General features: G+C 73.1%; 29 protein-coding genes, 1 pseudogene and 1 riboswitch. Of the genes and pseudogenes, 21 read left to right on the top strand and 9 right to left on the bottom strand.

Going from position 1 to position 25,980, the window contains the following annotated elements; all coding sequences use genetic code 11:
- The 5 genes from nadA to LEL83_RS12540 all read left to right on the top strand — a co-directional run bounded on the left by nadA (window position 1) and on the right by LEL83_RS12540 (window position 5,339).
- A complete protein-coding gene (nadA, locus tag LEL83_RS12560; protein WP_225559062.1) occupies window positions 1-1,272 on the top strand; it encodes a quinolinate synthase NadA in 1,272 nt (423 codons plus the stop codon).
- A 31-nt stretch (window positions 1,273-1,303) separates the two neighbouring features.
- On the top strand, window positions 1,304-2,971 hold the full coding sequence (locus LEL83_RS16285) for an L-aspartate oxidase (RefSeq protein ID WP_225559061.1): 1,668 nt from the start codon (window positions 1,304-1,306) through the stop codon (window positions 2,969-2,971).
- Window positions 2,968-3,852, top strand: a complete 885-nt coding sequence (nadC, locus tag LEL83_RS12550; RefSeq protein ID WP_225559060.1) for a carboxylating nicotinate-nucleotide diphosphorylase — start codon at window positions 2,968-2,970, stop codon at window positions 3,850-3,852. The genes LEL83_RS16285 and nadC overlap by 4 nt, the downstream gene beginning before the upstream one ends.
- A gap of 1 nt (window position 3,853) precedes the next feature.
- A complete protein-coding gene (locus LEL83_RS12545; RefSeq protein WP_225559059.1) occupies window positions 3,854-4,993 on the top strand; it encodes a cysteine desulfurase family protein in 1,140 nt (379 codons plus the stop codon).
- Between the two features lie 79 nt (window positions 4,994-5,072).
- Window positions 5,073-5,339 carry a hypothetical protein gene (locus tag LEL83_RS12540; protein WP_225559058.1) on the top strand — a complete coding sequence of 89 codons (267 nt, stop codon included), beginning with the start codon at window positions 5,073-5,075 and terminating at the stop codon, window positions 5,337-5,339.
- Between the two features lie 242 nt (window positions 5,340-5,581).
- Here the strand turns inward: LEL83_RS12540 and LEL83_RS12535 are convergent, their stop codons facing one another.
- The gene (locus tag LEL83_RS12535; RefSeq protein ID WP_225559057.1) at window positions 5,582-6,049 is read right to left on the bottom strand and encodes an MSMEG_6728 family protein; all 468 of its coding nucleotides are present in this window, start codon (window positions 6,047-6,049) and stop codon (window positions 5,582-5,584) included.
- An 88-nt stretch (window positions 6,050-6,137) separates the two neighbouring features.
- Here LEL83_RS12535 and LEL83_RS12530 point away from each other — a divergent pair, with 88 nt between their 5' ends.
- Window positions 6,138-6,734, top strand: coding sequence for an NAD(P)H-dependent oxidoreductase (locus LEL83_RS12530; protein ID WP_225559056.1), 597 nt, complete (start codon window positions 6,138-6,140; stop codon window positions 6,732-6,734).
- Window positions 6,735-6,783: 49 nt separating this feature from the next.
- On the opposite strand, the gene aroQ is transcribed toward LEL83_RS12530, so the two are convergent.
- Window positions 6,784-7,239 (bottom strand): type II 3-dehydroquinate dehydratase, encoded by a 456-nt coding sequence (gene aroQ, locus LEL83_RS12525; RefSeq protein WP_198656430.1) that lies wholly within the window; start codon window positions 7,237-7,239, stop codon window positions 6,784-6,786.
- 161 nt (window positions 7,240-7,400) lie between these two features.
- Here aroQ and LEL83_RS12520 point away from each other — a divergent pair, with 161 nt between their 5' ends.
- Both LEL83_RS12520 and LEL83_RS12515 read left to right on the top strand, forming a co-directional pair.
- Window positions 7,401-7,817: a VOC family protein gene (locus LEL83_RS12520; protein ID WP_225559055.1), complete on the top strand. Its 417-nt coding sequence runs from the start codon at window positions 7,401-7,403 to the stop codon at window positions 7,815-7,817.
- A 37-nt stretch (window positions 7,818-7,854) separates the two neighbouring features.
- Window positions 7,855-8,469, top strand: coding sequence for a DNA-3-methyladenine glycosylase I (locus LEL83_RS12515; RefSeq protein WP_225559054.1), 615 nt, complete (start codon window positions 7,855-7,857; stop codon window positions 8,467-8,469).
- A 39-nt stretch (window positions 8,470-8,508) separates the two neighbouring features.
- On the opposite strand, the gene LEL83_RS12510 is transcribed toward LEL83_RS12515, so the two are convergent.
- Both LEL83_RS12510 and LEL83_RS12505 read right to left on the bottom strand, forming a co-directional pair.
- Complete coding sequence (locus tag LEL83_RS12510) at window positions 8,509-8,979, bottom strand: GNAT family N-acetyltransferase (protein WP_225559053.1); 471 nt, start codon at window positions 8,977-8,979, stop codon at window positions 8,509-8,511.
- Window positions 8,976-9,758: a LysR family transcriptional regulator substrate-binding protein gene (locus LEL83_RS12505; RefSeq protein ID WP_225559052.1), complete on the bottom strand. Its 783-nt coding sequence runs from the start codon at window positions 9,756-9,758 to the stop codon at window positions 8,976-8,978. Before LEL83_RS12505 ends, LEL83_RS12510 begins: the two co-directional genes overlap by 4 nt.
- Window positions 9,759-9,791: 33 nt before the next feature.
- Here LEL83_RS12505 and LEL83_RS12500 point away from each other — a divergent pair, with 33 nt between their 5' ends.
- Window positions 9,792-10,181, top strand: coding sequence for a DUF5997 family protein (locus tag LEL83_RS12500; protein WP_225559051.1), 390 nt, complete (start codon window positions 9,792-9,794; stop codon window positions 10,179-10,181).
- 33 nt (window positions 10,182-10,214) lie between these two features.
- Window positions 10,215-10,721, top strand: a complete 507-nt coding sequence (locus LEL83_RS12495) for a hypothetical protein (RefSeq protein WP_225559050.1) — start codon at window positions 10,215-10,217, stop codon at window positions 10,719-10,721.
- A 55-nt stretch (window positions 10,722-10,776) separates the two neighbouring features.
- Here LEL83_RS12495 and LEL83_RS12490 read toward each other — a convergent pair whose 3' ends face one another.
- Complete coding sequence (locus tag LEL83_RS12490) at window positions 10,777-11,226, bottom strand: phage holin family protein (protein WP_225559049.1); 450 nt, start codon at window positions 11,224-11,226, stop codon at window positions 10,777-10,779.
- 99 nt (window positions 11,227-11,325) lie between these two features.
- Between LEL83_RS12490 and LEL83_RS16280 the strand changes: the two genes are divergently transcribed.
- Window positions 11,326-11,862, top strand: a complete 537-nt coding sequence (locus LEL83_RS16280; protein WP_198656422.1) for an Lrp/AsnC family transcriptional regulator — start codon at window positions 11,326-11,328, stop codon at window positions 11,860-11,862.
- A gap of 45 nt (window positions 11,863-11,907) precedes the next feature.
- On the opposite strand, the gene LEL83_RS12480 is transcribed toward LEL83_RS16280, so the two are convergent.
- Window positions 11,908-12,339: a GNAT family N-acetyltransferase gene (locus LEL83_RS12480; protein WP_225559048.1), complete on the bottom strand. Its 432-nt coding sequence runs from the start codon at window positions 12,337-12,339 to the stop codon at window positions 11,908-11,910.
- A 111-nt stretch (window positions 12,340-12,450) separates the two neighbouring features.
- Between LEL83_RS12480 and LEL83_RS12475 the strand changes: the two genes are divergently transcribed.
- From LEL83_RS12475 to ribH, 5 genes and pseudogenes are all read left to right on the top strand, one after another.
- Window positions 12,451-13,710 (top strand): hypothetical protein, encoded by a 1,260-nt coding sequence (locus LEL83_RS12475; protein ID WP_225559047.1) that lies wholly within the window; start codon window positions 12,451-12,453, stop codon window positions 13,708-13,710.
- Between the two features lie 87 nt (window positions 13,711-13,797).
- Window positions 13,798-15,624 (top strand): beta strand repeat-containing protein, encoded by a 1,827-nt coding sequence (locus tag LEL83_RS12470; RefSeq protein ID WP_225559046.1) that lies wholly within the window; start codon window positions 13,798-13,800, stop codon window positions 15,622-15,624.
- Window positions 15,625-15,841: 217 nt separating this feature from the next.
- Window positions 15,842-15,976, top strand: a riboswitch (FMN riboswitch).
- 94 nt (window positions 15,977-16,070) lie between these two features.
- Window positions 16,071-16,709 carry a riboflavin synthase gene (locus LEL83_RS12465; protein WP_225559045.1) on the top strand — a complete coding sequence of 213 codons (639 nt, stop codon included), beginning with the start codon at window positions 16,071-16,073 and terminating at the stop codon, window positions 16,707-16,709.
- Window positions 16,709-17,392: pseudogene (ribB, locus tag LEL83_RS12460) on the top strand (3,4-dihydroxy-2-butanone-4-phosphate synthase); the annotation flags it as partial. The gene LEL83_RS12465 and the pseudogene ribB, both read left to right, overlap by 1 nt.
- Before the next feature lie 29 nt (window positions 17,393-17,421).
- Window positions 17,422-17,901 (top strand): 6,7-dimethyl-8-ribityllumazine synthase, encoded by a 480-nt coding sequence (gene ribH, locus LEL83_RS12455; RefSeq protein ID WP_225559044.1) that lies wholly within the window; start codon window positions 17,422-17,424, stop codon window positions 17,899-17,901.
- 206 nt (window positions 17,902-18,107) lie between these two features.
- On the opposite strand, the gene LEL83_RS12450 is transcribed toward ribH, so the two are convergent.
- On the bottom strand, window positions 18,108-18,278 hold the full coding sequence (locus LEL83_RS12450) for a hypothetical protein (RefSeq protein ID WP_017888559.1): 171 nt from the start codon (window positions 18,276-18,278) through the stop codon (window positions 18,108-18,110).
- A gap of 66 nt (window positions 18,279-18,344) precedes the next feature.
- Entirely contained in the window at window positions 18,345-18,893 is a 549-nt protein-coding gene (locus tag LEL83_RS12445) for a TetR/AcrR family transcriptional regulator (RefSeq protein WP_225559043.1), read from the bottom strand.
- Window positions 18,894-19,048: 155 nt separating this feature from the next.
- On the opposite strand from LEL83_RS12445, the gene LEL83_RS12440 reads away from it, so the two are divergent.
- The 5 genes from LEL83_RS12440 (at window position 19,049) to LEL83_RS12420 (ending at window position 25,163) form a co-directional block, all read left to right on the top strand.
- On the top strand, window positions 19,049-21,085 hold the full coding sequence (locus LEL83_RS12440) for an aldo/keto reductase (protein ID WP_225559042.1): 2,037 nt from the start codon (window positions 19,049-19,051) through the stop codon (window positions 21,083-21,085).
- Window positions 21,064-22,071 carry a LacI family DNA-binding transcriptional regulator gene (locus LEL83_RS12435; RefSeq protein ID WP_198656415.1) on the top strand — a complete coding sequence of 336 codons (1,008 nt, stop codon included), beginning with the start codon at window positions 21,064-21,066 and terminating at the stop codon, window positions 22,069-22,071. The genes LEL83_RS12440 and LEL83_RS12435 overlap by 22 nt, the downstream gene beginning before the upstream one ends.
- 256 nt (window positions 22,072-22,327) lie before the next feature.
- On the top strand, window positions 22,328-23,851 hold the full coding sequence (locus LEL83_RS12430) for an MFS transporter (RefSeq protein ID WP_225559041.1): 1,524 nt from the start codon (window positions 22,328-22,330) through the stop codon (window positions 23,849-23,851).
- 143 nt (window positions 23,852-23,994) lie between these two features.
- Window positions 23,995-24,504, top strand: a complete 510-nt coding sequence (locus tag LEL83_RS12425; RefSeq protein ID WP_198656413.1) for a flavin reductase family protein — start codon at window positions 23,995-23,997, stop codon at window positions 24,502-24,504.
- 44 nt (window positions 24,505-24,548) lie between these two features.
- Window positions 24,549-25,163: a superoxide dismutase gene (locus LEL83_RS12420; protein ID WP_198656412.1), complete on the top strand. Its 615-nt coding sequence runs from the start codon at window positions 24,549-24,551 to the stop codon at window positions 25,161-25,163.
- A 131-nt stretch (window positions 25,164-25,294) separates the two neighbouring features.
- On the opposite strand, the gene LEL83_RS12415 is transcribed toward LEL83_RS12420, so the two are convergent.
- Window positions 25,295-25,870 (bottom strand): TetR/AcrR family transcriptional regulator, encoded by a 576-nt coding sequence (locus tag LEL83_RS12415; protein WP_225559040.1) that lies wholly within the window; start codon window positions 25,868-25,870, stop codon window positions 25,295-25,297.
- Between the last annotated feature and the right edge of the window lie 110 nt (window positions 25,871-25,980).

The raw sequence follows: 25,980 nt of genomic DNA, 5'->3' as shown, positions 1-25,980 counted from the left end.
GTGTCCATCGCCACGACCATCGAGCTCATCTCCAACGGCCAGGCCGGCGGCAGCACCTGCACGCCGGACCTCGCCCTGCCGACGTGGGACTTCGACGCCCGCCCCGGGTACGGTCCCGGATCGTCGATGTCCGACGTCATCCCGACGAGCGCCCCGCGCCAGGGCGTGCTGCCCGACGAGTACAAGACGGCCCCGACCGAGGAACTGCACGAGCGCATCGAGCGGGCCAAGGCCACCCTGGGCGACCGCGTCGTCGTGCTCGGCCACTTCTACCAGCGCGACGAGGTCGTGCGGCACGCGGACTTCCTCGGCGACTCGTTCCAGCTGGCGAACGCCGCCCTGACGAAGCCCGACGCCGAGGCGATCGTGTTCTGCGGTGTCCACTTCATGGCCGAGACCGCGGACATCCTGGCCCGCGACGACCAGCGTGTGATCCTGCCGAACCTGGCTGCCGGCTGCTCGATGGCGGACATGGCCGACATCGACAGCGTCGAGGCCGCCTGGGCCGAACTGGCCGCCGTGTACGGCACGGAGCCCGACGCCGACGGCCGTGTCCCGGTGATCCCGGTGACCTACATGAACTCCGCCGCCGACCTCAAGGCCTTCTGCGGTCGCAACGGCGGCATCGTCTGCACCTCGTCGAACGCCGCGACGGTGCTCGAGTGGGCGTTCGAGCGCGGGCAGCGGGTCCTGTTCTTCCCCGACCAGCACCTCGGCCGCAACACCGCGAAGGCGATGGGCATCAGCACCGACCTCATGCCGATGTGGAACCCGCGGCTGCCCGGGGGCGGCAACACGGCGGAGGGCCTCGAGGCGGCGAAGGTCATCCTCTGGCACGGCTTCTGCTCCGTGCACCGACGCTTCACCGTCGACCAGATCGACCAGGCCCGCCGCGAGCACCCCGGCGTGCAGGTCATCGTGCACCCGGAGTGCCCCATGGCCGTCGTCGACGCCGCCGACCACGCCGGCAGCACCGACCTGATCCGGAAGACCGTCGCGGCGGCCACCGAGCCGACCACCTTCGCGATCGGCACCGAGATCAACATGGTGAACCGGCTCGCCGCCGAGTACCCACAGCACACGATCTTCTGCCTGGACCCCGTGGTCTGCCCGTGCTCGACGATGTACCGGATCCACCCGGGCTACCTGGCGTGGGTGCTCGAGGCGCTCGTGCGCGGCGAGGTCCTCAACGAGATCGTCGTCCCCGCCGACGTGCAGGCCGACGCCAAGGTCGCGCTCGAGCGCATGCTCGCCGCCAAGCCGCGCGGCTGACCGCCGCCCCCGAGCGTTCGAGGAGACCACCGTGCACGTCGTCATCGTCGGGTCCGGCATCGCCGGCCTGACCGCAGCGATCCGCGCGAGCACCCTGCACGACGTCACGCTCGTGACGAAGGGGGCGCTCGCCGACAGCGCCACCGCGTACGCCCAGGGCGGCATCGCGGTGGCGCTCGGTGCCGACGACTCCGCGGCGCTGCACCAGGCCGACACCCACGTCGCCGCGGCCGGCAGCGCCGACGCCCGTGCCGTCGAGGTCCTGTGCACCGACGGCCCGGCACGCGTGCGCGACCTGCTCGCCCTCGGCGTGCCCTTCGACCGGTCGTCCGACCTGACGGCCCTCGACCGGTACGGCGACGACCTGGCCCGTGGTCGCGAGGCCGCGCACGGGCGGTGGCGGGTCCTGCACGCCGACGGCGACGCGACCGGTGCCGCCATCGAACGCACGCTCATCGCGGCGCTGCACCGACGGCACGTGACGATCCTCGAGCGCACCAGCCTGACCGACCTCGTGGTCCGCGACGGCACGGTCGTCGGCGTCGACGTCCTCGACCTGCTCGGCGAACCCCGGCGGATCGACGCGGACGCCGTCCTCATCGCGTCCGGGGGAGCGGGACACCTGTACCGCGAGACCACCAACCCCCTGGTCGCGACCGGCGACGGGGTGGCCGCCGCCTGGCGGGCCGGCGCCGTCCTCGCCGACCTGGAGTTCGTGCAGTTCCACCCGACCCGACTCGCGGTCCCCGGCGGCGGGCTCGTCTCCGAGGCGGTCCGCGGCGAGGGCGCCGTCCTCCGCGACGCCGCCGGACACCGCTTCATGACCGCTGTGCACCCGGACGCCGAGCTCGCCCCGCGCGACGTCGTCGCCCGTGGCATCGCCGCCGCCGTGCGCGACCAGGGCGGTGCACCCGTCCTGCTCGACGCCACCGGTCTCGACGCCGACTTCCTGGTCGGGCGGTTCCCCGGACTCACCCGGGCCACACGCGACGCCGGCTTCGACTGGACCCGCCAGGGCGTCCCGGTCGCACCGGCGGCGCACTACTCGATGGGCGGCATCGCGACCGACGCCGAAGGACGGACGAGCCTGCCCGGCCTGCTCGCCGTCGGTGAGGCCGCCTGCACCGGCGTCCACGGCGCCAACCGGCTCGCATCGAACTCGCTGCTCGAGGGCCTCGTCTTCGCGGTCCGCGCAGCGGACGCGGTCGCCGCACCGCGACCCGGCCTGCTCCGCCTGCGCGGCGACGCCGGTCTCCACGTCGCCAGCGTGCCCCGAGCGGCCGACGCGATCCGCGCCTCCCACCCGACCCTGCCGGGAGGCGCGACCCACCCTGACGACGCGGGGACGGTCCGGCAGGCGGTCCAGTCCGTCATGACGGACCGCGTCGGGCTGCTCCGCGACGCCGCGGGACTGGCGAGCGCGCGCCGCGACCTCGACGCGCTGACCGCGCCGGCCGGCGGCGGCGTGCGCGAGCACGAGGACCGCGCGCTGCTCGACCTGGCCCGACTCGTCGCGCTCGCCGCCGAGACCCGCACCGAGTCCCGCGGCGCGCACGCCCGCACGGACCACCCCGACACCGACCCAGCCGCCCCGGCCTCGTACGCCTGGGTCGCCGACCACACCGACGCACGCCCCGCCGAGCGCACGGGCGAACACACCGACGACCCCGCCGTCGTCCCGCAGGAGGTACCCGCATGACCACCGACCCCGGCACCATCCCGCCGCACGCGCTGCGTCGCGTGATCGAGACCGCGCTCGAGGAGGACGCGCCCTGGGGCGACGTCACCAGCGAGACGCTGATCCCCGCCGAGGCGACCGCGACCGCGACCCTCGGCGCGCGTGAGCCCGGCGTGCTGAGCGGCGGTCCGGTGTTCGTCGCGGTGATGCACGCCGTCGACCCGTCGATCGAGGCCGTCGTGCACGTCGCCGACGGCACGCACTTCGTGGCGGGCGACGTCCTCGCGACCGTCACCGGGTCGGCGCGGGCCGTGCTGCGGGCCGAACGGGTCGCCCTGAACCTGGTGCAGAGGATGTCGGGCATCGCGACGACCACCGCAGCCCACGTCGCGGCGGCCGCCGGCACGTCCGCGCGGATCGTCGACACCCGCAAGACGACGCCGGGCCTCCGCGCGCTCGAGCGCTACGCGGTGCGGTGCGGCGGCGGGCACAACCACCGCACCTCGCTGTCCGACGCCGTGCTCGCCAAGGACAACCACCTGGCGGTGCTGCTGGCCGGCGGCACCGGCATCGGCGACGCGATCGCTCAAGCCCGCCAGCGGCTCGGGCACACCGTGCACGTGGAGGTCGAGGTGGACCGCATCGACCAGATCGAACCCGTCGTCGCCGCCGGGGTGGACACGATCATGCTCGACAACTTCACGCCGGACGAACTCGTGACCGGGGTCGGCATCGTCGCCGGGCGCGCGCTCGTCGAGGCCTCGGGCGGGGTGTCGCTCGACACCGTCGCGGCCATCGCGGCGACCGGCGTCGACGTCATCTCGGTCGGGGCGCTGACCCACTCGGCGCGGGCGCTCGACCTCGGGCTCGACATCGACGTCGCCGCGCCGGTGCGGGACTGACGTGTTCTACCTGGACCGCGCTGCGACCACCCCGGTCCGCCGCGAGGTGCTCGAGGCGATGTGGCCGTACCTGACCGGCGTGTTCGGCAACCCGTCGTCGACGCACGGGGTCGGGGATGAGGCCGCTCGGGGGCTCGCCGCCGCCCGGGCCACCGTCGCACGGGTGCTCGGCTGCCGACCCGCCGAGGTCGTCTTCACCACCGGCGGCACCGAGGGGGCGAACACCGCCGTCAAGGGGATCGCCCTCGCCACGCCCCGCGGTCGGCACGTCGTCACGAGCGCCGTCGAGCACGAGGCCGTGCTGGAGAGCTGTGCGTACCTCGCCCGCTTCCACGGTTTCGACGTCACCGTGCTGCCCGTCGACCCGGACGGGCGCGTCGACCCGGCCGTGCTGCGGGCAGCGCTCCGGCCCGACACCACGCTCGTGTCGATCGCGCACACCGACAACGAGATCGGCACCGTGCAGGACCTGCCGGCGCTCGCGGCGGTGGCGCACGAGGTCGGAGCCCGGTTCCACACCGACGCCGTGCAGTCCGCGCCCTGGCTGCCGATCGGCCTCGACGTGCTCGGGGTCGACGCGCTGTCGTTGTCCGGGCACAAGCTCGGCGCCCCGAAGGGCACCGGGGTGCTCGCGATCCGGTCCGGGGTCCCGCTCGAACCGCTGCTGCACGGCGGGGGACAGGAGCGCGGTCGTCGGTCCGGTACCGAGGACGTCGCCGGGGCCGTCGCGGTGGCGACCGCGCTCGGACTGGCTGTGGAGACGGTGCGGTCGGGGGAGGGCGCGGCGACCACCGTGCGCGACGCGGTGCTCGACGGCGTGCTCGCCGCGGTCCCCGGTGCGTTCGTCACCGGGTCGCGGGAACACCGGCTCCCCGGGCACGCGTCGTTCTGCTTCCCGGGTGTCAACGGCGAGACCGTGCTGCTCGAGCTCGAGCAGCGTGACGTGGTGTCGTCCTCGGGCAGCGCCTGCGCCGCGGGCAGCACCGAGGCCTCGCACGTGCTCACGGCGCTCGGGATCCCCGACGACGTGGCCAGGACCGCGCTCCGACTGACGTTCGACGCGACGCTCACGGCCGACGACGTCCCGGTCGTCGTGCGGGCCGTGACCGAATCCGTGGCGACCGTCCGCGCCCTCGGCTGAGGTGTACTAGACGTTCTACTCCATCTCTGGGTACGTGTCCCCCCTTCTGCGGACAACCGTTCTGCGTCAGAGTGGGGGCATGGCCAACGTGATGGTGTCCCCGACGCGACAGGACGACCGCTTCCGAGCGATCCAGCTCCTGCCCGCGCCGGCGACCCTCGTCGCGCTCGCCCTGGCAGCGCAGCACGACCTCGGCACGGCCCCGCTCGGGTTCATCGCCGTGGTCGGTGCGCTCGCGACCGCCGGGAGTGCCCTGCTCCCCATGGTCCGCCCTGCCGCAACCCACCGGTCGATGCCCGCACCGACCGAGACGGACCGGTACCGAGAGGACACCGAACACCCTTGAGGTCCACCACCCCGCGGTTCTCCTGAACCGGACCGCGTGGTGCCCCAGACCGGGCGTCGACCCCTGATCGGCACCCGGCGCGGGGCGCGACGTCCCCTGTCGTCGTGTCCCGCCGTACACCGCGATCCCGCCGTGGGTCGACGCCCGCCCCCCCTGTCAGCGGCGTCGGTTCCCCTGCAGCCCACGGCGGGCTCCGGTCCTCCCTGGTGCTCCGACGCGGTGCACGTCAGACCCGGTGCGTGTCAGACCCGGTGCGGAGCCGGTTCCGGCGTGCCCGGCCACAGGTAGGCGAGGTCGTCCGGCGCGTCCGGGAACAGCTCGCGGTAGTGCTCGGGCGCCTTCTGCACGAGCTTCGAGCGGTGCGACTCGTGCAGCGCCTCGTCGTCGTTCCACGGCGGGATCGGCACGTCACCGCGCTCGTACGCCGCCAGGTCCTCGGGCACCCGTGCGAGGTCGAGCAGCGTCTTCTCGAGGCAGGTGTCCGCGTGACCCCGCTCGGTCCAGACCCGGCACGTGGCCTCCTGGTACGCCATCAGCGCCGGGCGGTAGCCGCGCCACATCGCCGTGACCGGGTGGTGCTGCCAGCCGTAGTCGGGGAGCGTCAGTGCCCGCATCACCTGCAGGGTCTCGACACGTTGCTTGCCGAGTCGCCGGTCGTCGAGCACCTCGGCTGAGGCGCGGAAGTCGGCGTACGGCAGGAACGTCTGCATGCGCCGGACCGTACCCGCCGGCGCTGGCACCCGACACATGTCGTCACGAACGCGCGGCGCCGCCCAAGGCCGTGTGAGCATCGACCGCATGAGCGGAGCACTGGTCGTCGGCGTCAGCGGCAGCCCATCGGACCCATCGCGCACGTCGACCTTGGTGGCCGCCACCGTCGCGCGCATGGCCGACGAGATCGACGGCGCCCGTACCGAGACCATCGAGATCGGGCCACTCCTGGCCGACCTCGGGGCCGCGACGAGTCGTGCGGGGATGTCCGAGCGCACGCGACGCGCGCTCGAGACGGTCGAGGCCGCCGACGTGCTCGTGGTCGGCAGCCCGGCGTTCCGCGCCGCGTACTCGGGCGCGTTCAAGTTGTTCTTCGACTGGATCGGGCAGTACGACCTCGTCGACACCCCGGTGCTCCTGACCGCGACCGGCGGCAGCGACCGGCACGCCCTGCTCGTCGAGCACCAGATGCGACCGCTGTTCGGGTTCTTCCAGTCGACGACGCTGCCGCTCGGGGTCTTCGGCAACGAGCGGGACTTCGTCAAGCGTGAGGGCGGCTACGACATCGGCAGCGTCGACCTCGAGCTCCGGATCGACCAGGCCGTCCGACGAGCCGTCCCGATCGTGCGCGGCGGCTTCGTCTCCGCAGGCCTCGCCGAAGTGCGCCGCCCCGACGAGTTCTAGCAGCCTGCCGGGTCGGGAGGCGCGGCGCGGCCCCGCCACGGGCCTCTCGTCAGTCGGTGACGTCCGTCACCAACGACGCCACGTGCGCGACCGCCAGACGGTACCCGTCGGCACCCGCGCCGGCGATGACCGCGGTCGCGGCGGTGGCGACGTGGTCCACGTGCCGGAACGGCTCGCGCTTCCACGTGTTCGACAGGTGGACCTCGACGACGGGGACGGACAGGGCCTCGACGGCGTCGTGCAGTGCGACGGAGGTGTGCGCGTACGCGGCCGGGTTGATGACGACCGCGACGAAGGCGTCGAGCGCCTCGTGCAGCCACTCGACCAGTTCGCCCTCGCGGTTGGTCTGCCGGAAGTCCGCCTCGAGACCGTGCACCGCCGCCTCGGTGTGCACGATCGCCTCGATCTCGGCGAGCGTCACGGTGCCGTACTGCTCCGGGTCGCGACGCCCGAGGATGTCGAGGTTCGGTCCGTTGAGGACGAGGATGCGCGACGGCTCGGTCATGGCCTGATCCTAGTGAACCGGTGGGTGGCGGGGCCTCGCCAGGGTCGCACCAGCGGGGTCCTGCACCGGTCCTGCGCGTTGGGTCCCAGTTGCTTCCACCGAGGAACAGTTGCGCTCGGCCCGCCCTCGGGCCAGGTTGAGCACGACGAAAGGAACCCCTCATGGAAACGATGGTCTTCATCAACCTGCCCGTCGCCGACCTCGAGCGCTCGAAGGCGTTCTACGAAGCCCTCGGGTACACGATCAACCCGATGTTCAGCGACGACACCGCCGCGTGCGTCGTCGTCAGCGACACGATCTTCGTCATGGTCCTCACCCTGCCGAAGTTCGCCGAGTTCACCGACAAGACGATCGCCGACGCGGAGACCATCGAGGTGATCAACTCCCTCTCGGCGCCGTCGAAGGACGAGGTCCACCGCATCGTCGACGCAGCCGTCGCCGCCGGTGGCACCGAGGACCGTCCGGAGATGGACCTCGGTTCCATGTACCAGCGCAGCTTCACCGACCCGGACGGACACCGCTGGGAGTACGTGTGGATGGACGAGCAGGCGATGCAGGACGGTCCGCCCACCGAGTGACCTGGCGGGTGTCGGCGCCGGCCGTCAAGATGGACCGATGACGACCGACGCCGCGCCCGCCAGCACCGACCTCGTCATCGGCGACGACGGCCTGGCCCGGCCGGTGTGGGCGTCCGCCGACCCGATGCTGCGGGACTACTACGACACCGAGTGGGGCATGCCCGTGCGGGACGAGCGTGGTGTGTTCGAGCGGCTCTCGCTCGAGGCGTTCCAGTCCGGCCTGTCGTGGCGCACGATCCTGGCCAAGCGGCCGGCGTTCCGTGCGGCGTTCGCCGACTTCGACCCGGACACCGTGGCGACCTTCGGCGAGGACGACGTCGCCCGGCTGATGACCGACGCCGGGATCGTCCGCAACCGGGCGAAGATCCTCGCGACCATCACGAACGCCCGGGCCACCGTCGCCCTGCGCGCGGACGGCGGGCTCGCCGACCTCGTGTGGTCGTTCCGTCCTGCGTCCACACCGGAGCCGCGCTCGGCCGCCGAGGTCCCGACGACCTCCGACGAGTCGACCGCCCTGTCGAAGGCGCTGCGGAAGCGCGGGTTCGCGTTCGTCGGCCCGACCACGATGCACGCCCTGATGGAGGCACTCGGCATCGTCGACACCCACCTGGTCGGCAGTCACCGCCGCGGTACCTCCGGCGTCTGGCAGTGACCGCCGATCGTCGCGTGGTCCGGCGACGACGGGCCCCGATCAGGCCAGGGCCTTGCGCATCTGCGTCGCGGTGACCCCGTACCCGAGCGACGCGTAGAGCTCCTGGGCACCCGTGTTGTAGCCGAACACGTTCAGGCCGATGCTGGTCGCGCCGTGGTCCGCCGCAGCCCGCTCGCCCGCCTCGAGTGCACGCCGTGCGTGCCCCCGGCGACGGTGTGCGTCGTCGATCTCGACGTCGAACACCCACCAGGCGGTGCTGTCCGGCTCGAACGGCCCGACCCACAGGTACCCGACGACGGTGTCGTCCTGGTCGACGACGTCCCACACCAGGTGCCCCGCGGCCGGGGTGCCGCCGGGGAACCACCGGTCGCGCGTTGCCTGCGCGTTCGCCTCGGCCTGCTCGCGGTTCTCGCCCGCCTGCATCCGCGACGCCACGTACTCGGTCATCGTGCGGTCGAGCCAGGCCGGGAGGCGCGTGGCCGGCATCGCGACCAGCCGCGTGTCCGTCACCGGTTGCCCTTCGAGCCGCGGCTCGGCTTGCCGCGCATCTTCCCCCGCCCCGGCGTGGGGCCCTTGCCGGTGTTCGACTTCTTGCCGCCGCCGGACTTGCCGCTGCCGGGCGACTTCGCCTTCGCCTTGCCGCCGCCGGAGCCGGCGGCCCCGCCGGAGCCGCCCCCGGCCTTGGCGCCGCCACGAGGCGGACGCGCGCCGTCGGTCCCGTCGCGATCCGTGCCTCCCGGCCGGTCCGGCTGACTGCGCGAGCTGTTGGCGGTGCGTCCGCGCACCACGCCGATGAACTCCTCGGTCGTGTCGCTGGCGTCGGCGTCGCGCCAGACCAGCGCGACCCGGGTTCCGGCGGCGCCGACCAGGGGGCGGGCGACGAGGTCCTTGCGGCTCGCGGCCCGGAACAGGGACTGGGGCAGGACGACCACGCCGACGTTCGCCTCGACCAGGTCGAGCGAGCCGTCGATGTCCGCCGGCACCGGACCGGCGTCGACGACGTGCACCTCGGCGTCGGCGAGGTCCACCTCGGCCAGCTCGGCGAGGGGGGAGTCCTTCGGCATCGCGACGACCGCGGTCTCGGTCCAGAGCGGGATGGCGTTGTGCTGCGTGGAGACGGGCATCCGGGCGAAGGCCATGTCGGCCTCGTCCGCCAGGGCGGCGTCGACGTCGTCGGGCCCGATGGGGCGCAGGCGGAGCTCGATCCCGGGGAACCGTTCCCGCCAGACACGGGCCCACTTCGCGGGGGAGACCCCGGGGACGAAGGCGATGGTCAGTGCCGCGGTCATGCAGACGAGCATAGGGGCCGTACCCTTGTCACCATGGCGCAGGAACAGACCATGAAGCCCGAGACGGCTGCGAAGAAGCTCGGCATCTTGCTGGCGGCCGCACCGGAGTCCTTCCAGAGCGCTCCCCTCACGCGGACCGCCTTCGACGAGCTCCGGACCGACCCGCCGACCTGGCTCGAGGACCTCCGTCGCGACGGCCCGCACCCGCGACCCGTCGTGGCGCAGAAGCTCGGCGTCTCCATCTCGGGCCTGTCCCGTGCGGGGATCGACGACGCCCTCACCACCGCGGAGATCAAGACGCTGCTCGAGCAGAAGCCGGAGTGGCTCGTCCGCGAGCGCGCGACGCAGGCCGCCGTGCACGCGGAGAACGCCCGCGTGAAGCAGGAGCGCGCCGCCAAGGCCGCTGCCCGCGCCGAGGACTGACCCGAGCCGCACCGCCCCGCGCGAGGACCCGCCGTGCACGAGACCGTCGCCGACGCCATGCTCGTCGTGCCGCAGTTCGCGTCGGTGTGCTGCATCGTCGGCGACCGCTACCGCCCGCGGCCCGGTGTGATCGTGCCGGCGGGCGTGATGCTCGTCGCGATGCTCATGCCCGTCGTCGACGCCGGAGCGGTGTGGACCCTGTTCGCCGCGACCCTGCTGCTGCTCCTGGCGCCCCTGCCCGTGATGCGCCGCCGTCGAGCCGACGGCCGCCGGGGTGAGCCGATGGACGTGCACCGTGCGCTCTCCGCCGTCGTGATGGCGGGGATGCTGCTGATGGGGCACACGACGGGGGTCGCCGACCCGCACGCCGGGCACGGGATCGCCCTGTCGGCGGTGCTCGGTGCCGGCGTCATCGGCTACTGCGCCTTCAGCGGCTGGCTGCTCCGGTACGAGTGGGCGCGCGAGGATCGACGCGCGGTCCGGAGCGGCGAGGTCTTCGCCATGACGGTGGCCGTGGTCGGCATGACCCTGGCGATGTAGCGGACCCCGGTCTGCCGCCGGCCGTCGCGACCCCGGTGTCGTCCCGTCGGCTCCGTCAGTCGCGCGCGGCGCCGTCCGACGGTGCGTCCGACGCGTGCGTCACCCGCTGCTTCGCGGCCTGGATGGTGTCCTTCGGCACCGGCGGCACACCGCGCCGGATCCCGCGCAGCCCGACGACGAACAGCACCGCGGTCACGATCGCGAACACGGCGACGGTGATCCCGGCCGCCGCCCAGAGCGGGAGCACCAGAGCCAGCAGCACCACGACGAAGCCCGCGAGCGCGACGAGGGTGGTCAGTGCGAACGCCACGGCCGCACCCGTGAGCAGCAGGCCGGTCCTGGCACTGCGGGCGCGGGCGCCGATCTCCCGCCGTGCCGACGCGATCTCCTCGCGCACGGCACGGAGCAGCGGTTCGACCACCTTCTGCACGAGCCCGGCGGCCATGCCGTCGCGGAAGGACGGCCGGGCGTGCGGGGTGGCGTCGTCGTGGTCGGTGCTGCTCATGGGGCTCCTCGTCGGGGACGGCGGTCGTGTCCCTGCCGGACACGGTCTCCTCGATGATCGTCGCGTCCGCCCGGGAGCGGTCACGGTAGCGTCGGGGCCGTGTCCGACCGTGCCGACCGCCCCGTCCGTCGCCCCGACCCCGCTCCGCGCCTCGACGAGGTCGACGAACGCATCCTGTGGACGCTCGCCGCCGATGCCCGGATCCCGAACAACCGGCTGGCGGCAGCGGTCGGCATCGCGCCGTCCACCTGTCTGGCGCGGGTGCGTGCCCTGGAGGACGCGGGCGTGATCCGGGGCTACCGCGCCGAGGTGGACGTCGCCCGGCTCGGGTTCTCGATCGAGGCGATGGTGTCCGTGCGCGTCCACGCCGCCGCCCGGCACGAACTGCGTGACTTCGCGAAGCGACTGCTCCGGGTGCCCGTCGTGCAGGACGTGTCGTTCCTGGCGGGCGACAAGGACTTCCTCGTGCACATCGCGTGCGAGTCGACCGAGCAGCTGCGCGACTTCGTCGCCGACGAGCTCAGCGGCGACCCGTCCGTGGCGACCACGCAGACGAACATCGTGTTCGAACGCCTGGTCGCCGACCGTGCGGCGCAGGGCCGGTCGTTCGACGAACTGCGCCGCTGGCGGGCCTGAGCCCGGTCCGAGCGGTGCCCCGGACCCGGGCGTGCGGCCGACCGCTCAGCGCGTGCGGGTCATCGGGACGTGGGGGATCCGGTCCTCGACGTACTCGTCACCGGAGCGCACGAACCCGAAGCGCGCGTACCACTGCTCCAGGTGGGCCTGGGCGCCGAGGGCGATGCTGTGCGAGCGGGCTTCGCCGATCGCCGCCTCCATGAGCTGACCGGCGAGACCCTGCCCACGGGCGTGCTTCGCCGTCGCGACCCGACCGATGCGCTCGGTGCCGTCGGGCTCGCGGAGCAGGCGCAGGGTGGCGTCCACCGAACCGTTGCCGGCCCAGAACTGCACGGTGCCCGGCTCGAGGTCGCGTCCGTCGATGTCGCCGTACGCGCACTCCTGCTCGACGACGAACACGTCCTGCCGGAGTCGGAGGATCTCGTGCAGCGTGACGATGTCCAGGTTGCGGGTCGGAGCGTTGAAGATCGAGACCACGGGCGGCCTTTCCTGAGAATATCTTCCGAAACAGGGTGTGTCCCGGACCGGACCGGCGTACATTGCCGGTCAACCACTCTACGTGCGCGGCCGAGATCAGGAGGTGAGCGCATGGACAAGGCGTTGCGCGCACCCTGGCGCGCCGCACTCCGGATCGTCCTGCTGGGCGTCGGGACCCTCGCTGCCCTCGTGCTGCTGTCCCTGCTGCTCGGTGCGCGGCCGGCCTCGGCTGCGCCGGCGGCACCGCTCGCGAGCGAACCGCGCGGCCTGGTCGGCAACGTGGTCGACGGGGTCGGAGGGACCGTGCAGGGCGCGACCGGCGAGGTCGGGAAGGCCGTCGGCGGCGTCGTCGATCCCGTCCGCAAGGCGGTCGCACCGGCACCCGCGCCGGCACCGGCACCCGCGCCGCAGGCACCTGCGCCGGCAGCCCCGGCGCCTGCACCGGCGGCTCCCGCGCCTGCTCCCGCAGCCCCGGCCCCGGCCCCCGCAGCAGCACCTGCGCCGTCGAGCTCCGCTCCGGTCGCCACCAGCCCCGCTCCGGGACCGGCCACTCGTCCGACGCAGGGCGTCGTCGACACGGTGAGCACCGCCTCCCGGCCGGTGACGGACACCGTCGCGACGGTGGTGCGTCCCGTGACCGAGACCGTCCAGCGCGTCACCGACGCTCGCCCGACCACGACCGTCGTGGAGACCGTCGACCACGTGGTCGGCGCCGTCCCGGTCGTCGGTACCGTCCTGGGCGACGACACCCTGAGCACCGTCACCGGACCGGTGACGGACCTGGTCGACGACACGCTCGGCCCGGTCGGCACGACCGTCGGGAGCGTCCCGGACGTCGTCACCGGCGTCGTCCCGTCGGTGGGCGGCACCCTGCCTGGAGGCACGGCTCCCGTCGTCGACGTCCCCGCACTCCCGGTGGGCGGCGGCACGGACCCGTCCACCGGGCCCGTCCCGTCCACTCCGGTCGCGCCCGCACGGCCCGCCGCCGGTCCGGCGCACAGCGGCCAGGAGGCCGCGTCCGCCGGCCCGTCCGGCACGGGTGACCGCTCGGTCACGGGCGCTCCGGCGGCCCGGACCAGCGTGGCCTCGACCACCGGCCCGGTCGCCGCCGTCGACGGCGTGCAGGACGCGACCCTCGTGGAGCGGGCGTCGCTCGTGCCCGCCGACCGTGACGGTCACCGCACCCCGTTCCCCGCACAGGACACCGGCGCCCTGGGCGGCGGCTCCTCGACCACCGGCGGCGTCGCAGCCGTCGGCATCGTCGGCTCGACCGACGGCACCACCTCCCTCGCCGCGGGGTCACGCGGCACACTCTCCGACGACGCGGTCCCCGCATCCGTCGTCGGCGAGCACGACGTCGCCCCCGACTGAGATCGGTGCACCTGCCCGACACGGCAGGAACGCACACATCCCGACCGCGACCGCGGTCGGTGACGATCTCGATCAGGGAGTACGACCATGAACAAGTACGTCTCGAGAGGGCTCTGGTTCACCCTCTTCGTCGGCGGGCTCACGCTCGGCGGCACGGCTGCGGCGAACGCGGCCACGACCTCGGGCGCCGACGGCGTCCTGTCCGGCACCCAGGTGGCCGCGGCTGCGGACGCTCCGGTGACCCTCACCGACAACGCGATCGCGGTACTCGGTGGCGCGACCTCGACGGCGACGGCAGCGACGCCGGCAGCCGCTCCTGCACCTGCTCCTGCACCTGCACCGGCACCGGCGTCCGCACCGACGACGTCGGGTGCGGACGGCACGGCCTCCGGCACGCAGGTGGTGCCGGACGTCTCCGCACCGGTCACCGTCGGCGACAACGCCGTCGCGGTGGGTGGGGACGCGGTGTCGACCTCGGCACCCGCTCCGGCGCCGGCTCCGGCTCCGGCTCCGGCTGCTCCGGCTGCCGCACCCAGCACCTCGGGCGAGGACGGCACGGCGTCCGGCACGCAGGTCGCCCCGACCGTGACGGCGCCGGTGACGGTGTCCGGCAACGGGATCGGCGTCCTCGGTGAGGGCACCAGCTCCGGCTCGACGGCTCCAGCCGCGGGCACGTCCGGCAGCGCCACTCCGGCGGCCGGTGGGACGACCTCCGGCGAGGACGGCACGGCCTCGGGCACGCAGGTCACTCCGGTGATCGACGTCCCGGTGACGGTCGGTGGCAACGGGATCGGTGTCCTCGGTGAGGGCACCAGCACCGGCACCGGTTCGACCACCCCGGGGACCTCGACCCCGGTGACGGGTGGCACGACCTCCGGCGAGGACGGCACGGCCTCGGGCACGCAGGTCACTCCGGTGATCGACGTCCCGGTGACGGTCGGTGGCAACGGGATCGGTGTCCTCGGTGAGGGCACCAGCGCCGGCACGGGTTCGACCACCCCGACCGGTTCGGCTCCGTTGACCGGTGGGACGACCTCCGGTGAGGACGGCACGGCGTCGGGGACGCAGGTGTCCCCGGTGCTCTCGGTGCCGGTGACGGTCGGTGGCAACGGGATCGGTGTCCTCGGTGACGGCACCAGCGCCGGCACCGGTTCGACCACCCCGGGGACTTCGACCCCGGTGACGGCTGGGACGACCTCCGGCGAGGACGGCACGGCGTCGGGGACGCAGGTGTCCCCGGTGGTCAACGTGCCGGTGACGATCGGTGGCAACGGGATCGGTGTCCTCGGTGAGGGCACCAGCGCCGGCACGGGTTCGACCACCCCGGGAGCCTCGACCCCGGTGACGGGTGGCACGACCTCCGGTGACGACGGTCTGCTCTCCGGAACCCAGATCACCCCGGTGATCTCGCTGCCCGTGACCATCGGCGGCAACGGGATCGGCATCGTCGGCGACGGCACCTCCGCGACCCCGGGGACCGGCACCGAGCCTGGCACCACCCCCGGTGACGGCACGGATCCCAGCACCGAGCCCGGCACCACCCCCGGTGACGGCACGGACCCCGGTACCACCCCGGGCACCACTCCCGGCGACGGTACCGACCCCGGCACCACGCCCGGAGCCGGGACCGACACCGGCACCGGCACCACGCCCGCGATCGTGACCACCCCGGTCGAGCAGGCCGACACGGTCGAGCCGACCCGGGCCTCCACGGCGGGTGTCGTGACCACCGCGGCAGCGGTCACCAGCGGGACCACGGCGACCACGAGCACCGTCGCGGCGACCACCGCGGCGGCCGACGGACGGTCGGAGCTCGCCTACACCGGGGCGCCCTCGCCGATCCTGCCGGCCGGGTTCGCGCTCCTGCTGCTCCTCGCCGGAGCGGGCACACTCGTGCTCCGACGTCGGCACTGACAGCGGGGGGACGAGGGGCGTCACCGTGGTGGCGCCCCTCGTCCCCGTGCCCGGTGGTGCGTCCGCACCGGATGCGTGTGCACCTTGCGACAGGGCACGCGTCGATCGCCGCGTGGATCGTCGTGGAGCGCGCGTGCTCCACGACCGCGCCCCGTGACGCCCCGTGACGGCCCCCGCGGCGCGGCCGTCAGCGGCCTGGGGTATCGTTCCGACTACGCAAGCGCTCCGGGGTCGGTGGAAATCCGAGCCGGTGGTGACAGTCCACGAACTGACGACGGGTGCGAACCCGACTGATGTTGACCCGGTGGGATTCCGGGACCGACGGTGAGAGTCCGGATGGGAGGCGCGCTTGGCGGACAGGACGACCCCACGACCCGTGGGGTGCGCCCCGTCCGCCGATGCCGACGATCGTCGAACGCCCCCGGAGTCCCGTTGAGAGGACACCAGTGTTCACCGGCATCATCGAGGAACTCGGCACCGTCACCGCCGTCGAGCAGCAGGGCGACTCCGTCGCGCTCACCGTGCACGGCCCCGTCGTCGTGCAGGACGCCCGTCACGGCGACTCGATCGCGACGAGTGGCGTCTGCCTGACCGTCGTCGAGCAGACCCCCGAGACCTTCACCGCCTTCGTCATGAAGCAGACCCTCGACATGAGCGCCCACGGTTCGCTCCGGGTGGGGGACCGCCTGAACCTCGAGCGCGCCGCCTCGGTCGGCGACCGCCTGGGCGGCCACATCGTCCAGGGCCACATCGACGGAACGGCGACCGTGCTCGAGACCGCCGACGGCGACGGCTGGCGCCGTGTCCGCTTCTCGCTCAGCCCGGCGCTCAGCCCGCTCGTGGTCGACAAGGGGTCGATCGCCCTCGACGGCGTCTCCCTGACGGTCAGCGCCGTCTCGGCCGAGGACACCGCACCCGACGCGGCCTGGTTCGAGGTCAGCCTGATCCCCGAGACGCTCGAGGCGACGACCCTCGGCTCCCGCGTGCCGGGGGACCGGGTCAACGTCGAGACCGACGTGCTCGCCCGCCACGTGCGGCGGATGCTGCGGCTGGACGCCGCGGCGTCCGTCCTGGAGGCCCGGTGATGGTCGCCGGGACCGGTCACCGCTCCGACGTGGTCGCGACTGCCGCCGGACCCGCCGACGCGGGCCTGGCCACCGTCGACGCCGCGGTCGCCGCCATCGCGGCCGGGCGGCCGGTGATCGTGGTCGACGACGAGGACCGCGAGAACGAGGGCGACGTCATCCTGTCCGCCGAGCTCGCGAGCCCGGAGTGGATCGCGTGGACCGTTGCGCACTCGTCCGGGTTCATCTGCGCCCCGGTGAGCGTCGAGATCGCGGACGCGCTCGACCTGCCGCCGATGGTGGCGCACAACGAGGACGTCCGGGGGACCGCCTACACGGTGACGGTCGACGCGGCCGTCGGCGTGACCACGGGCATCAGCGCCCACGACCGGGCACGCACGCTCCGGGTCCTCGCCGACCCGACATCGGTGCGCGACGACCTGCACCGCCCCGGGCACGTGGTGCCGTTGCGGGCACGTCCGGGCGGCGTCCGCGAACGCGCAGGACACACCGAAGCTGCGATCGAGCTCGTCACCGCGGCCGGACTCCGGCCCGCCGCGGCGATCTGCGAGATCGTCGACGAGGACGGCAGCATGATGCGGCTGCCGGCGCTCGTCGCACTCGGGGCGCGCGAGGGCGTGCCCGTCATCACCATCGCCGCGCTCGCCGACTGGCTGGACGCGGCAGACCGGGCGGCGGCAGCGGATGCCGGGCCCACGGAAGGAACGACACGATGAGCGGAGCAGGCGCGGCGGACCGCGACCACGTGGACGGCACCGGGATCCGGGTGGCCATCATCGCGGGGCAGTGGCACGACACGATCGCCGGCGGGCTGCTCGCCGGCGCCCAGCGCGAGGTCGAACGGCTCGGGGCCACGGCCGACGTCTTCCCGGTGCCGGGCAGCTTCGAACTGCCGGTGGTCGCGAAGACCGCGCTCGAGGCCGGGTTCGACGCGGTGGTGGCGCTCGGCGTGATCATCCGCGGCGGGACGCCCCACTTCGAGTACGTCTCCGACGCGGCCACCAGCGGCCTGACCCGCGTGGCGATCGAGGCCGGCAAGCCCGTCGGGTTCGGCGTGCTCACGCTGGACGACGAGCAGCAGGGCCTCGACCGTGCCGGCCTGCCGGACTCCAAGGAGGACAAGGGCGCCGAGGCCGCACACGCCGCGATCAGCACCGCGGTGACGCTGCGGAAGCTGCGCGTCCTGCTCTAGCCGGTCACCCGGGCTGTCCGAACCGCTCGGGTCACCCGGGCTGCCCGGATCGCGCCCCTGCGCGGTCGTCCACGCGCGGTCTCCGGCGTCCTCGGGGAGCGCGGACCCACGCACGACGCACGACACCCGGCGCACGACACCCGACTGACGACACAGAACGGCCCCGCACCTCGACGAGGTACGGGGCCGTTCGTGGTGCGTGTCGGTCAGCGCTTGCCGAACACGTGGATCGGCAGGAAGAACGAGAGGCTCATCAGGAGCACGCCGGCCATGAAGACGAAGGCCTGGCCCGACTCGACCTGGAAGGCGAACCCGAACAGGTACATCGACACCAGCAGCAGCAGGATCGAGAAAACAGCGGCGATGACGCGGCCCACGGGATACCTCCGGGTGTCGACGAGTGGATCGTCGCCCAGTCTATCCCCAGGAGCGGGGGCAGCGGTTCACGCGACCGGTCGGGTCGCGATCAGCCGGTCGACGACGGCGAGCAGCGCCTCCATGTCGACGGTCCCGCGCTTGGGTCGGACCTCGCTGGCGGCGCCGAGCGAGGCCTGGTGGTAGAGCCCGTCACCGAGCAGCTTGACGGCCTGTGCGGTCGGCTCGTCACCGAGGGCGTCGACGAGGGTCGCGAGCCACGCGTTCTCGGTGTCGTCGAGCGTCCGACCGGCCTCCTCGTGCCCGGCCTGCTGCAGTCGGCTCGCCGCCAGCAGGGCGAGGTCGAGCTCGCTGCCGACGAACAGGCAGTTGCGGACGAAGTAGCGCGCTGCGCCGTCCTCGGCCTCGCGCATGCGCTCGACGTCGATCGCGGACAGGTCGGAGAGTCGCTCGCAGAGTCCCTCGACCAGGGCCGCCTTCGACCCGAAGTGGTACAGCAGGCCACCCTTCGAGACACCGGCGCGCGCGGCGACGGCGTCGAGGGTGGCGGGACGCTCGCCCTCCTCGCACACGATGGCGACGAAGCTGTCGAGGACACGGTCGCGGGCACTGGCCATGCGGAGAGTCTAGGAGCACTTCCGGACTCCCCGGCCCCCGTGACGATGCGCCGCACCGTGAACGCTCACGGACCGCTGCGCGAGCATTGCCCTCCCCGCTGGTGCACGCTAGCGTCGACGCGACCGTGAAGGTTCACGAGACGACAAGGATCCGCATGTCAGCGCAGACGGCGAACACCGCCACCACCACGACCTCCTCCACCACGGACCGTCCCGGATGGGCGGTCCTCGGCCCCGGCAGCATCGCCCGACGGTTCCTGTCCCAGCTCCCGGCGAGCAACGGGGTGCTCGTCGCGGCGGGCAGCTCGGCGCCCGAGCGCGCCCGGGCGTTCGCCGACGAGGCCGCTGCGTCCGGCACCACCGGGGTCACGGCTGGCACCTACGACGAGGCCCTCGCCGACCCGCGGGTGGACGCCGTCTACGTGTCGACCGTGCACACCGGGCACGCCCGGCTCGTGCTCGCCGCGCTCGAGGCCGGCAAGGCCGTGCTGTGCGAGAAGCCGCTCGCCGTGAACCACGGGACAGCGATGGCACTCGCCGACGCAGCACGCCAGGCCGGGCTGCCGCTCGTCGAGGCGTTCATGTACCGCTTCCACCCCCAGACCGCGGCCCTGCTCGACCTGGTGCGCGACGGTGCCGTCGGCGACGTCACCCACGTCGACGCGTCCTTCGCCTTCCGGGCGGGCGAGCGCGCCGGGCGGCTGTTCGACGTCGACACTGCAGGCGGTGGCATCCTCGACGTCGGCGGGTACCCGGTGACCATGACGGCCGCGATCGTGCAGGCGGCCACCGGCGTCGCGGTCGCAGAACCCGTCGACCTCACCGCCACGGGCACCCTCGGCCCGACCGGCGTCGACGAGTGGACCGTCGCGCAGCTCACCTACCGGGGCGGCATCACGGCGTCCGTCCGCACCGGGGTCAGGGTGCAGGACGACAACGCCGTCACCGTGCACGGCACGCGCGGGCGCCTCGTGCTGACCGACCCGTGGACGCTCGGTGACGACCCGACCATCGAGGTCCGCACCGTGGACGAGGACCCGCGCACGCTGTCCTTCGCCGGTGAGCACCCCTACGCGCGTGAGGCCGACGCCACCACGGACGCCCTGCGGGCCGGTGCGGTCGAGGCGTCGCAGATGACCCTGGAGGAGACGCTCGCCACCGCCCGCACCCTCGACCGCTGGCGCGCCGCGATCGGCCTGCGCTACCCGTTCGAGGCCGAGACCGCCGACGTCCCCACGGTGTCCGGCCGGCCACTCACCGTGCAGGACGGCAACCCGATGCGGTACGGCGAGGTGCCCGGTGTCGGCAAGCGGATGTCCCGACTGGTGATGGGCGTCGACAACCAGCCCGACCTGGCGCACGCCAGCGCGATCTTCGACCTGTTCGTCGAGCAGGGCGGCAACGTCTTCGACACCGGGTACGTCTACGGCGGGGGCGTGCTCGAAGGCCGACTCGGCAGGTGGATCCAGAACCGCGGCATCCGTGAGGACGTCGTCGTCATCACCAAGGGCGCCCACACCCCGTACTGCGACCCGGAGTCGCTGTCGCGCCAGCTCCTCGAGAGCCTGGAGCGCCAGGGCACCGACTACGCGGACATCTACATGATGCACCGCGACAACCCCGACATCCCGGTGGGGGAGTTCGTCGACGTCCTCGACGAGCATCGTCGCGCCGGCCGCATCCGGGTGTACGGCGGATCGAACTGGACCCCCGCCCGTTTCGACGAGGCGAACGCCTACGCCCGCGCCAACGGCAAGCACGGGTTCGAGGTCCTCAGCAACCACTTCGGCCTGGCCGAGGCGTACGACGTGCCGTGGGACGGCTGCGAGCACGCCACCGACGCCGCGTCGAAGGCCTGGCTCGAGGAGCGCCAGGTCCCGCTGCTGCCGTGGTCGTCGCAGGCCCGCGGCTTCTTCACCGGTCGGGCCCGGCCGGACGACACGAGCGACGCCGAACTCGTCCGCTGCTACTACAGCGACGAGAACTTCGAGCGGCTCCGTCGCGCGCGGGAGCTCGGCGAGCAGTTCGGCGTGCCGGCCACCGCGATCGCCCTGGCGTACGTGCTCGACCAGCCCTTCCCGACCTTCCCGCTGTTCGGACCGCGCACGATCGGCGAGGCCCGGTCCTCGATGACGGGGCTCTCCGTCGACCTCACGCCCGAGCAGGTGGCATGGCTGGACCTCCGAGCCTGACCCCGGGCGGCCGCGCGACGATCATCGACGTCGCCGCGGCCGCCGGGGTGTCCCGGCAGACCGTCACCCGGGCCATGAACGGCATGCCCGGCATCAGCGCGGCGACCAAGGAGCGGGTACTGGCCGCCGCCGCCGCGCTCGACTACCGACCGTCCCGCTTCGGGCGCGGGCTCGTGACCGGTGGTGACCACCAGCTCGGGCTCGTCGTCAACGACCTGCGGAACCCGTACTCGCCGGCACTCGCGTCGGCGGTGCTCGGGCTGGCGGCGGGGCGCGGGTGGAACGTCATGCTCGCCGACGTCGGCCTGGCGAGCGACTCGGACCGGATGGTCGAGTCGCTCGGCGCGCAGACGGACGTCGTCATCGGCTACCTCGGCGCCCGCGCACCGGAGTGGATCGAGCGCCTCGGCTCGGTGCCGGTGGTGGAACTCGACCCGTCCGGCCCCGTCACCCGTGCCGCCGTCCGGATCGACCCGACCGCGGCGATCGAGGAGCTCGCCGACCACCTGGTCGCCGTCGGGGTGAAGCACCCCGTGGTCCTCGACGCGGCCGCGGACGGCACGCCGAGTCACCGTGGTGCCCGCATGGTCGAGTCGCTCCGACGCCGCGGGTACCTGCCGGAGCTGGTCGTCGCGGCAGCACCCACCGCCGAGGCCGGTGCGGAGCACACCACCCGGATCCTGGCGGAGCACCGGCGGGTCGACGCCGTCCTGGCGTTCAACGACGTGCTCGCGCTCGGCGTGCTCTCGGCCTGCCGCCGTGCCGGCGTGGACGTGCCCGGCGACGTCCGGGTCGTCGGCGTGGACGGGTTGGCGCTCGGGGAGCTCGTCGCCCCAACCCTGACGACCCTCGCGGTCGACCTGGACGAAGTCGCTCGACAGGCGCTCGACCTGGCTCTCGGGATGCTCGCGGGGGAGCTGCCGCGCTCCGGCGGCGCGGTCGAGCGCGTGGTACGCCACCGCCTGCTGGTGCGGGAGTCGGCCTAGCCGCACCCACCGGCGGACGGGAGGCGCGGTGCCGGCCCGCACCGCGCCTCCCGTCCGTCACGTGGTGCGTCCGGACCGTCAGCGACGGGAACGGGTGACCAGGCGGGACCGGCGTGGTTGCAGTTGCAACCAAAACCGTCCAGACGGTACACTTACGGAGTCCTGACGGGACGCGTGTCCACTCCGCGTCCCGTCTCGTCTGCCCCACGTACCACCGCCGTCGACCCGGTCCGGCTCGAAGTCCCAGGAGTCCGCTGTGTCCGCACTGCTCACCAGCCCCGTCGCCACCCACGTCACCGGCAGCCGAGCCCGACGCTTCCTCGCGCTCGCCGTGCTCATGCTGCCGGTCCTGCTCATCTCGGTGGACAACACCGTGCTGAGCTTCGCGCTGCCCTCGATCGCCCGGGCGCTCCGGCCGGACGCCACGACCCAGCTCTGGATCGTCGACGCCTACCCGCTCGTGCTCGCCGGCCTGCTCGTCGTGATGGGCAGCATCGGTGACCGCATCGGTCGGCGCCGGATCCTGGTGATCGGCGCGACCGGCTTCGCCCTGTTCTCGGTCGCCGCCGCGTTCGCGACCGACGCGTGGATGCTCGTCGCCGCCCGGGTCGCGATGGGCGTGTTCGGCGCGATGCTCATGCCGGCGACCCTGTCGATCATCCGGAACGTGTTCGTCGACGCGGGGGAGCGGCGGATGGCGCTCGCCGTCTGGTCGACGATGTTCGCCGCAGGCAACGCGCTCGGCCCGCTCGTCGGCGGCACCCTGCTCGCGCACTTCCACTGGGGCAGCGTCTTCATGGTGGCGGTGCCGATCCTCGTGCTCATGCTCGTCGCCGTGCCGTTCTGCGTGCCCGAGTCGCGTGACCCGATGCCCGGGCCGGTCGACGTCCCGAGCATGGTGCTGTCCCTCGGCGCCCTCGCCCCGACCGTGTGGGCGATCAAGTCCGTCGTGCACCCGGAGGAGCGCGGCCTCGCGATCGCGCTGCTCGCCGTCGGCGTGGTCTGCGGCATCGCGTTCGTGCGTCGACAGTTGCGGTCCCGGACGCCGATGCTCGACCTGCGGCTGTTCCGCAGCACGGCCTTCACCGGCAGCGTGCTCATGAACCTGGCCGCGATGTTCTCGCTCACCGGGTTCCTGTTCTTCATCGCACAGCACCTGCAGCTCGTCGCCGGTCTGGACCCGTTCGCCTCGGGTGTCGTGCTCATCCCCGGCTCGGTGCTGACGATCGTCGCCGGTCTGGCGGTCGTGCCGGTCGTCGCCCGGGTGGCCCCGCGCTGGGTCGTGTCGGTGGCGCTGCTGTTCTCGGCGGCGGCCTACGCACTCGTCGCGGTGCTCGGTCACCACGCGTCGATCGCCGCGCTCGCCTTCGCGTTCGTCCTGCTCGGCATCGGCATCGGTGCGTCGGAGACGGTGACGAACGACCTCATCATCTCCACGGCGCCGGCGGACAAGGCCGGCGCAGCCTCGGCGATGTCGGAGACGGCGTACGAGATCGGCGCCGTCCTCGGCACGGCGGTCCTCGGCACGATCCTGGCGACGGCCTACCGGTCGCACGTGGTGGTGCCCGACGGGTTGTCCTCGGCGGCGCACGTCGCGGCGCAGGAGACCCTCGGCGGTGCCGTGACGGCCGCGGGTCAGCTCGGCGGCGGCGCCGGTCAGGCGCTCCTGGAGTCGGCGCGGGCCGCGTTCGACTCGGGCGTCACCATCACCGCGGGGGTCGCCGCGGTGCTCATGGTCGTGGCGGCCGCTGGTGCCGTCGTCATGCTCAAGCGCCGCTGAGCGCCGCGCGCGGAGCCGTCCCACGGCACGCCCGGCCGCGTCCGAACCTGTGAATCGTTGACCTCAACCAGGGTTCAGGTCATACGTTGGGTGGCAGCCGCCGAGTGACGGCGATCCCTCCCGAAGGAACGACCACCATCACCATGCCCGACGAAGCACCGGCGACCATCGCCGACGCGTACAAGTCCGCGTTCCGCGCGCACCCTGCCGGTGTCGCCGTCATCACCGCCGAGGGCCCGGACGGCCCGACCGGCCTCACCGCGTCGAGCGTGGCGAGCGTCGCGGTCGACCCGCCGGTGCTGGTCTTCTCGCTGTCGACCAACTCGGGGTCGGCCGGCGTCGTGCTCGGTGCGCCGCTGTTCGTCGTGCACCTGGTCGACTCGCTCGGTGTGGGTCTCGCGAAGCGCTTCGCGAGCACCGGCAGCCCCGCCGCCGACGACCCGATCTGGGGGACGCTGCCGTCGGGGGACCGCTACCTGCCCAGCGCTGCCAGCGCCCTGCGCTGCCGTCCGCTGTCGACGACCCCCATCGGCAGCTCGACCGTCGTCGTCGCCGAGGTGCTCGACATCGTCGTCGGCGCCGACCGGGGCGAGCCGCTGGTCTACCACAACCGGGAATTCCACTCCCTCACCGATCGTTCCCGGCTCTCGTGAGCCGCGGAGCCCGCCGCCCAACCCACTGATCGAAAGGACCTCACATGGCTGAGTACACCCTGCCGGAGCTGCCGTACGACTACGCCGCACTCGAGCCGCACATCAGCGGCAAGATCATGCAGCTGCACCACGACAAGCACCACCAGGCCTACGTCACCGGTGCGAACACCGCGCTGCAGCAGCTCGGCGAAGCGCGCGAGTCGGGCAACTTCGGCGCGATCAACAAGCTCGAGAAGGACCTCGCGTTCCACCTCGGTGGCCACGTCAACCACTCGATCTTCTGGACCAACCTCGGCCCGGACACGAAGGTCCCGGAGGGCGAGCTCGCCGCCGCGATCGACGAGTTCTTCGGCTCGTTCGAGAAGTTCCAGGCGCAGTTCGCCGCCGTCGCCAACGGCATCCAGGGCTCCGGCTGGTCCGTGCTGGCCTGGGACGTCGTCGGCCAGAAGCTGACCACGTTCCAGCTCTTCGACCAGCAGGGCAACATCCCGTTCGGCCTGGTGCCGATCTTCATGCTCGACATGTGGGAGCACGCCTTCTACCTCGACTACCTCAACGTCAAGGCGGACTACGTCAAGGCCGTGTGGAACATCGTCGACTGGGAGAACGTGGCCGCGCGCTTCGCCAACGCGAAGTCGCAGCAGTTCGTCACGCTCTGATCGACGCGGGCGGGTCGCCACGGTGACCACCTGACGAACGGGAGGCACGGTGCCAGCTGGCACCGTGCCTCCCGTTCGTCGTGGGGGCGGTCGACGGCGCCGTGTGCCCGGCCGGGACGCGTGCGCCCGGGTCAGGCCGCGGCGAACGCGGAGCGCGCCGCCAGGTCGTGCGCGATCCGTCGCAGCGCGGCGTCCGTGTCGGCGTGCGCTCCGTCGACGACGGCGTTCCACTGCGCGCCCCTGGCCGTCATCACGGCGAACCGTGCCGCGCGGTCGGCTGCCTGGCCGTCGTAGCCGTGCGCGCGGCACCAGGCGGTGAGCGCCGCGACGTGTGCGCGGTGGAAGCGGCGCTGCCGGTCGCGGCCGCCCAGCGCCTCGACCGACCCCAGCTCGAAGGCGAGCCGGGCGGACAGTGCACGCTGTGGGTCGTCGAGCCCGCCGAACGTCGCGACGAGGTGGTCGGCGAGCGCTGCGTCGTCCGCCGACGGGTCCAGCGCGGACGCGGGCCAGCACGCCGCGAGGTGCTCGACGACGGCCTCGCTCAGGCCGTCCCGCGAGCCGAAGTGGTAGACGATCGGGTACGCGCTCGTCCCGAGCACCCGGCCGAGGCTCCGGACCGACACGTCCTCGATGCGGGTGGTCGCGAGGTGCGCGGTGACCTTCTCGAGGATCGCGGGCTTGATCGTCGGATCGGGCTTCCTGGGCATGGCATCTCCGCGTCGTCGGTCGGCGATCAGTCTCCGTATGTTAGCAGCAGGAATATCAGCTCAGCACCGACTGTGCACGGAACCGGTGCCGTTCGTGTGGCTCAAAACGG

The organism is Curtobacterium oceanosedimentum (genome assembly GCF_020297365.1).
Lineage (GTDB): Bacteria > Actinomycetota > Actinomycetes > Actinomycetales > Microbacteriaceae > Curtobacterium.
This window is presented reverse-complemented; position numbering and strand designations above follow the sequence as displayed.

Excerpts from the sequence above, each read along its gene's own strand:
- nadC (WP_225559060.1), top strand. The coding sequence starts at position 2,968 with ATGACCACCGACCCCGGCACCATCCCGCCGCACGCGCTGCGTCGCGTG.
- LEL83_RS12540 (WP_225559058.1), top strand. The coding sequence starts at position 5,073 with ATGGCCAACGTGATGGTGTCCCCGACGCGACAGGACGACCGCTTCCGA.
- LEL83_RS12535 (WP_225559057.1), bottom strand. The coding sequence starts at position 6,049 with ATGCAGACGTTCCTGCCGTACGCCGACTTCCGCGCCTCAGCCGAGGTG.
- LEL83_RS12530 (WP_225559056.1), top strand. The coding sequence starts at position 6,138 with ATGAGCGGAGCACTGGTCGTCGGCGTCAGCGGCAGCCCATCGGACCCA.
- aroQ (WP_198656430.1), bottom strand. The coding sequence starts at position 7,239 with ATGACCGAGCCGTCGCGCATCCTCGTCCTCAACGGACCGAACCTCGAC.
- LEL83_RS12520 (WP_225559055.1), top strand. The coding sequence starts at position 7,401 with ATGGAAACGATGGTCTTCATCAACCTGCCCGTCGCCGACCTCGAGCGC.
- LEL83_RS12515 (WP_225559054.1), top strand. The coding sequence starts at position 7,855 with ATGACGACCGACGCCGCGCCCGCCAGCACCGACCTCGTCATCGGCGAC.
- LEL83_RS12505 (WP_225559052.1), bottom strand. The coding sequence starts at position 9,758 with ATGACCGCGGCACTGACCATCGCCTTCGTCCCCGGGGTCTCCCCCGCG.
- LEL83_RS12500 (WP_225559051.1), top strand. The coding sequence starts at position 9,792 with ATGGCGCAGGAACAGACCATGAAGCCCGAGACGGCTGCGAAGAAGCTC.
- LEL83_RS12490 (WP_225559049.1), bottom strand. The coding sequence starts at position 11,226 with ATGAGCAGCACCGACCACGACGACGCCACCCCGCACGCCCGGCCGTCC.
- LEL83_RS12475 (WP_225559047.1), top strand. The coding sequence starts at position 12,451 with ATGGACAAGGCGTTGCGCGCACCCTGGCGCGCCGCACTCCGGATCGTC.
- LEL83_RS12470 (WP_225559046.1), top strand. The coding sequence starts at position 13,798 with ATGAACAAGTACGTCTCGAGAGGGCTCTGGTTCACCCTCTTCGTCGGC.
- ribH (WP_225559044.1), top strand. The coding sequence starts at position 17,422 with ATGAGCGGAGCAGGCGCGGCGGACCGCGACCACGTGGACGGCACCGGG.
- LEL83_RS12445 (WP_225559043.1), bottom strand. The coding sequence starts at position 18,893 with ATGGCCAGTGCCCGCGACCGTGTCCTCGACAGCTTCGTCGCCATCGTG.
- LEL83_RS12440 (WP_225559042.1), top strand. The coding sequence starts at position 19,049 with ATGTCAGCGCAGACGGCGAACACCGCCACCACCACGACCTCCTCCACC.
- LEL83_RS12435 (WP_198656415.1), top strand. The coding sequence starts at position 21,064 with ATGGCTGGACCTCCGAGCCTGACCCCGGGCGGCCGCGCGACGATCATC.
- LEL83_RS12425 (WP_198656413.1), top strand. The coding sequence starts at position 23,995 with ATGCCCGACGAAGCACCGGCGACCATCGCCGACGCGTACAAGTCCGCG.
- LEL83_RS12420 (WP_198656412.1), top strand. The coding sequence starts at position 24,549 with ATGGCTGAGTACACCCTGCCGGAGCTGCCGTACGACTACGCCGCACTC.
- LEL83_RS12415 (WP_225559040.1), bottom strand. The coding sequence starts at position 25,870 with ATGCCCAGGAAGCCCGATCCGACGATCAAGCCCGCGATCCTCGAGAAG.